Source organism: Erythrobacter sp. SG61-1L, from assembly GCF_001305965.1.
Lineage (GTDB): Bacteria > Pseudomonadota > Alphaproteobacteria > Sphingomonadales > Sphingomonadaceae > Andeanibacterium.
In genome coordinates this window covers 17473-23829 of the sequence record NZ_JXQC01000003.1, presented here as the reverse complement: position 1 = coordinate 23829, position 6357 = coordinate 17473, and the positions used below count along the sequence as shown (strand labels likewise).

The window sequence follows — 6357 nt, the reverse complement described above, 5'->3', positions numbered from 1 at the left end:
GAGCCTGTTCCACAGCGAGGCGCACTCCGTCCCGCTCCGAAACCCAATCAGACGAGGGAATGAGAAGTTTAGAGATTTTTCTGGTGCTGTCAGTCAGATGGCAGGAGGGTGCTGTCAGTCTAACCGCAACTTGTCTCCGATCGACACAGTTCACCCCTTTTCGGCATTTGCCTAGGCCATGAGGATTTGCCACTCGGCCAAAGCGGTCGAGCGTCGTTCCTTGTAGGTCTTTCTATCGACGAGATGGCGCTGCTGGTTGAAGTGATTGTGAACGTTGGCATGGACCGAGACGAACTTTTGAAGCGACTTCATTTGTCGAAAACGCAGCATCGCCCGCTCTCTTCTGCGGAGTGGCAGGTGACTATTTTCTGCCCGATTGTTCAACCAACGGCCCACTTCGCGCCGGTCGAGATTGCCGAGGTCGCGCATGGCCGCCGGGTATGAGCGCATACCGTCGGTGACGACCTTCTCCGGCTTTCCCTGGCGCTTCAACGTTCGCTTCATGAATGCCAGAGCCGCGGATTTGTCCCGTTTCTTCGTGACGAAGGACTCCAGGATTTCACCCTCGTGATCCACTGCACGCCAAAGGTAATGCTGCTCGCCGTTGATCTTTACGAACACCTCGTCGAGATGCCAGCGCCAGTGCCGGAAGACCCGCATGTGCGAAACCCGCTGCCGTCGAATATCTGCGGCGAACAGGGGGCCGATCCGGTTCCACCAGAACCGCACGGTCTCGTGGCATATATCGATGCCTCGCTCGAACAGCAGGTCTTCCACGTTACGCAGGCTGAGCGGGTACCGAACATACATCATCACGACGAGCCGGATCACCTCGGGCGACGAATTGAAACAGCGAAACGGGTTGGCTGGCTTGCTCATTTCTCGAGCTTACCCACGCCTTGCACCGCCGTCGAGATTGCTCTGACAGCACCATTCGGCGATCTACAACACCTTCGCTATCCAGCGCCACCCCACCTCCCGAAAGACCATGCGAAATTTCCGGACCGCCGCTTTTGCGGAGTGGAACGCCGCATCCGCCGCTGCTGGATGAAATTTCGGTTTCGGGCTTCAGTGCGACCGACGGAAGTTAAGCTGACAACCCCACCCGATACAAACTTCCGGCACGAAGTCTAGAACTGGGCAAATAAGCGCCTGAGCTGAAGAACTGCCACCCCGGATCGCGAATACCAGTCGAAGTCGACAGAAAAATGATCGTAATCGCGGTCAAAGAAGGCGAACTCTGCGTCGATATTTGTGATCCTCCGGCTTTCAAGCATTATCCGGCCTACCGGCTCAGCCCCCGTCGCAGGATCGTCTTCAAACTGTTCGTGATAGATCGAGATGTTCAGTTCATGCGAAAGCAGTTTGGATATCGAGGCCGGCGAAAGAATCGCGGGTGCACCTTCCAAGCCGCGGATTGTCTTGCCCGAAGTCCGCAACATCAGCTCGATCAGTTCCTTCGCGGACCGGCTGGGACGCCAGCTATCGTCAAGCTCGGAGGTCCGTTCAGACTCGCCCCAGTCTTCCGGAATATTCTCGAAATGCCGCGCAAGCGTATATTGCGAAGGCCGGCTGGCCTGTGGTGCCGCCTGCCAAAACTCCTTGCCGAATACAGCGTCCGGAAGCCCGTTGATCGAGCCGTTCCAATCGGAATAATCGAGATTGCGTCCGTGCAGTATTTCCAGCCGGCGTCGGCTCCAGACCTCCGTTTCGAACGAACACAGCAGGTAACCGGTTCGCGCCTCCGCTGGTCCAGCGTCCTTTTGCGCAAAGAGTGCGAGGTCGAGAATTTTCCGATCCGTCGGCGGCGCAGTATTGTGCACGCGCGGTTCGAGCGATTGCGATGGGCGGAGAAGCAAGAAGTCGTTCGCGGGCAAAGCAGCGGAGGATGATCTGACGATCTGCCCCATGAGATCGGTGAAATCACCGCTTGCCAGCGCCAGATCGCACAGTGCGGCAGCGGCTTCGGACGTGCCACGGGCAGATTTGAGCAGGAGCGAAAGATTCAGCTCTGCAGCCTGCAATTTCTCGCGATCGATTGTCTTCCCGCCATTGCCCGGCTCGCGATCGTCCTCCGGTAAGAGGGGTGGGCCGGCATCGGCTTCCGACAGCCGTAGGAACAACCCGTCATTCTCGAGCGCTTCGGCAAGGCTGGTTGTCTCCTCATCACCTTCAATCCGATACAGCGCGAAGATCTGGCCCGTATCCGCATAGAAGTCGTGCTGTTCCAGCCTTTTTCCGATAATCTCGAGAATTGCCCCCGCACCCTGACCTGCCTGCCGCTCCAAGAGGTGATCAAGCGACCACTTCGAATCCTTGCGTAAAGACACACGCAGACTAGGTGCAGGACCTGACCAGACGAGAACCGGGGGTGCGACGGGTGATCGCGAAGCAAGACGCACAATTCCAGCCGTCGCATCGGCCGCCAGGGGCACGACCAGCTTGCCGGGCAGCCAGCGCGAAGCGAGGCGCGGATCATCGGTTTCATCGGGTGGATCGACGACGTCTTCAAATGATTCCGGCCAAAAACGACCATCGGCAGCGGCGATGAACGCATTGTCGTAGCGAGCGTCGTCCAGCATTTCCAAAAAGCCGAATCTGCTATCCCAATCCTTCTCTCCGAGAGGTCCGGTTAGCTGGAGATTGTCGATCGTGAGTACAGAGCTGACGCGCTGGGACGACGGATCGGAAGGCGATTCCGGTCCTTCACCGACATTCCCTTCTGGCCGGATTACGCGATCGAAGCGCGCGCGCGCAAGGCTTACCGATGGCGGTGTCCTTCCCGGCGTTCGCGCGTCGACGAAACGGAGGGCGGTGAGCAGGATTGCCTTGCTATCCGCAAAAAGCGCGGGGTTCTTGAGAAGCCGCACAATCACTGCCCTGCGCAGACTCGCTAAATCACCGCTCGAGCTCCGAACGGCATTGGCGAGCGCAACAATGCTGCCATCGTTAAGCGGGTCGTCCGCCGGCTGCGGAAAGAGCAGCTTTTCCACCAGGATACGCACGAAATCGAACAGGTTGCCCTTCCAGCCATTGTCGCCATTGGGCTCGGCCAGCGCGGCGACCTCGGCAAATCGCGCCAGCCAGTCCATTGTCTCATCGGTGGCCCAGCTCCGATATGAAAGGTCGATAGCGTCGCCAAAGGCGACCGCCAGCCGCTGAAGCGACGGCTCGGTTCCGTTGCCGAGTCCTCCAAAAGGCATTGTCGGAACGAAGCCGAGAGGCAGGAGCAAAGCATCCACGCTTTGGGCCTTGCCGCCAGGGCCGGGCCCGTCCGGCACGAACCAGCCAGTGCCGTCGAGCGATGCCACAAGTGCACCGGCGACCGCATCGTCCTCACCCGTATCGGACCGGAAGGGCTGCCGTCCTTCCCTGATCCGATCGATCCATGCCCCGTGCTGGCTCTTCAATTGCTCCGCGACCGGCCCGGTTAGCTGGTTCGGCAGGGGCGGCACATCGGGCCCGAAGCCGAGGCGCGCCCAATTGCCCAGCAGCGTTTCATCGATGTAGCGGAACAGGCCCGGCTGTTGCGAGAGCGGCAGCAGTGTCTGGACATCCGGCCGAGCATGCGCTTCGGCGCGGCGCACCTTCAGGTCGATCCGGCTGACATGGGCTTCGTCGCCAAGCGCGCTGCCGCCTTTGAGGGTAAAGTAAAACACCCTGCGGTCATCGTCCGGTTCTTCCACGCCGGTCAGCAGGTTGCGGGCAAACGTCCTGAGTGGGTCATTTTTCCCAATTGTTTCAGACTTTCTAAGTCCCGGCCTAGTTGCAACTGCTTCCGAAATACCACCGGGAAATCCCCAGGATGCCAGCGTGCCTGCGGGATCTGATTTGGATAGGGATTCACCGAGATCGAAGGTTGCGGATTCGATCACAAGCTCGACTTCCATGTCGTCCATCGCCAGTTCCGCCAGCGAGCGCCACGCTGCAACGGCAATACTGTAAGCCGCCTGCCCCGTACCGAACGCGGCCAGCGCTGGTCCGCCGCCAGGATCGAAGTGACCACGCAGGAGCGAAAGATCGAATGTCAGGGCGACCTGCTCTGTGGTGTAGTCGTAGCTCGCGATAACGAATGGACGGTCAAGACCGTCAACCTTCTCGCCTTCGACCGAACTCGCGAGTTGGACCGGCCAGTCGAAGCGCTTTGAGATGCGAAATGCGTCCCCGACTTCCATCCGGTCGCCGTAAGTATGTTCCAATTCGACCTGGAACTCCAGTGAAGCCGGTCCGAGCCCGTAGATTTCTGCAATCGCATCCCTGATCTTGCAGTGCGGAATTGAGGGTATCGGTTCGCCTGCGCGTTCGAGCTCCACCGACCGATCGGCGGGATCGCGCGGAAAACCCTCGATCAGCGGGATAAATTGCTCCCGTTGCGGCGATCGGTCGGCGGCATCCATCCGCTGCGGGATTCGATAATGCGCGGGAGCCAGATCCTCACCGTTTCGCGAGAGGACGGCCGAGTTGTAGTTCTCAAGATCGTCCTCATAGTCGGGACGGGGGTCGTCAGGATCACCCGCAGGACAATCCGATGTTCCCTTGACGCGCAAGACCTTTTCAAGCCGCACCGGGCTCTCCGCTGCAGCGAAGGTGAAGGCATCGATCGGCATCGCGACAAGTGAAATGTCCGACGGATCTCCGGACCCGGCCATTCGTATGGCGTTGATCCTCATTTCGCCGCTTTGCGCAAGCCTGGTCCAGAACCCCTCGAGTGCCGCCACACTTGATTTTGCTGGACTGCGCCAGATAAACCTCTCGCCAGCATCGATGTTGGGGCTCAGTTCAATCGGCCCTCCGGCGCTCAGTTGCGCCGCAACGAAGAGCGAGAGCTTCCTACCGGGATACATCCGGCTTCCCCCTTCAGGTACGGCAGCGCCACCTTGCGGAATCGCCAGCAGACGATACTGGGTGCGCGGCCCGTCCCACGGAAGTATCCCGTGGTGGAGTAGCGTGAGTGTCCAATTCGCCTCGCCTGCCGCCGATAGCGCAGCATTGAACAGCGACCTGAAACCGGCATCGGAAAGCCTTGCCGACATCGCTTCCAGCGCCACCGCCGCACTTGGTTCGGGCTCGAACAGGAGTACGGTCTGCAACAGAGCCTTGTTCTCGCCCTCTGCGGCCACGTCTGGAAAACGCCGGTACAGCGAGAGCGTACCTTCGATGGCGAGGCCTGGAGTGATTTTCAGTGATGAGGCGTTGGCGGGAAGAGGGCCGGCTCGCGGTGCCTCTCCACTGACAGTCTTTTGGAGGGGCCGAATCTCGATTCCGGCAAGCCGCTTCAGCTCGAAGCCATGCTTGATCGTCGAATTTGCACCCGCTTCGCCCCGCGGCATTCGCCGAGCCGCACCGCCATCGTCGTTTCGAACTGCGCCGGGCTCCTCCATGCGCCAGATCGGAATCTGCGCCGAAAATTGCCCGCCATGAGCCAGGGCGTGATAGCCCGGCTGAACGTAAGTAATGTGCTCGCGCCCCAGCCTTCCCGGCACACCGAGGTCGACAATCTCGCTTTCGAGTTTTCGTTCGAAGTTGTCACCGATCCGCCGGAAATAGCTGTTGAGATTGGGAATCCCCGGGCCTGCTTCGGGATAGGTTACTTCGCCGACAATCTTCCCTCCGGCGACGAGATCGACGTCGATCGAGTGGATTTTGTGGATTGCGTCAAGGTCGTCCTGCCGCCCCAGGGGTATCATCAGTCCCAGCAGCCAGTATATTCCGGTGACGTGCTTGTCCGGTACGCCGCCCAATTCGGGAATTAGCCCTTTATCCCACAGTCCGTGAACCTGCTCGTCGGTCCAATGATAGCGGCGGCCGAAATCCAGCATTTGCGAGATCGCAAAAGCAACAGAGAACTTGTCGACCGGCGTTCCCGGTTCGGTTCTCTCTCCCCGCAAGCCGGCGCGCAACTCGTCGTTGAATGCGGTCGGAAACGGCATTCCGCTGTTCGTGGCCGGATGTTCCTCGAACAGGTCCATGGGATCGCGTGACCCGTCCTTCTTGATGACCCGACAGCCGCTCGACCGGTCAATGCGAATGGGGCCGTCCGCGCTGCCGCCGATCGTCACGACCAGATCGACATCGTCCGGCAGGTTGACGGGCAACAGGTCGCTGTCTCCATCCGGGCCGCAGCTGGGATCGGTGTTCACGGTCTCGTATTCGAAGCGCGCCGTTTCGCCATCGAAGGATTTTTCCGACAACGAGGCCCAGGCCAGGAACTCGTCGAGACCGGCCGGAGCATCGGGATCGATCGTGCCGGAAACGAACGGCCGCAGGCAAAGCCACAGCTCTCCCGGCCCGCTATCCGCGCCTTCTACCCAATTGCGGTAATAGAGATCGGGGACGAGGGTAATTTTGACTGGCATC

Annotated in this window: 2 protein-coding genes; both read right to left on the bottom strand. The window is 59.9% G+C overall.

Features of this window, described 5'->3' with window-relative positions; all coding sequences use genetic code 11:
- Positions 1 to 171 precede the first annotated feature (171 nt).
- Positions 172 to 879 (bottom strand): IS6 family transposase, encoded by a 708-nt coding sequence (locus tag SZ64_RS00695; RefSeq protein WP_054529073.1) that lies wholly within the window; start codon positions 877 to 879, stop codon positions 172 to 174.
- A gap of 251 nt (positions 880 to 1130) precedes the next feature.
- Entirely contained in the window at positions 1131 to 6356 is a 5226-nt protein-coding gene (locus SZ64_RS00690; RefSeq protein WP_054529072.1) for a hypothetical protein, read from the bottom strand.
- Between the last annotated feature and the right edge of the window lies 1 nt (position 6357).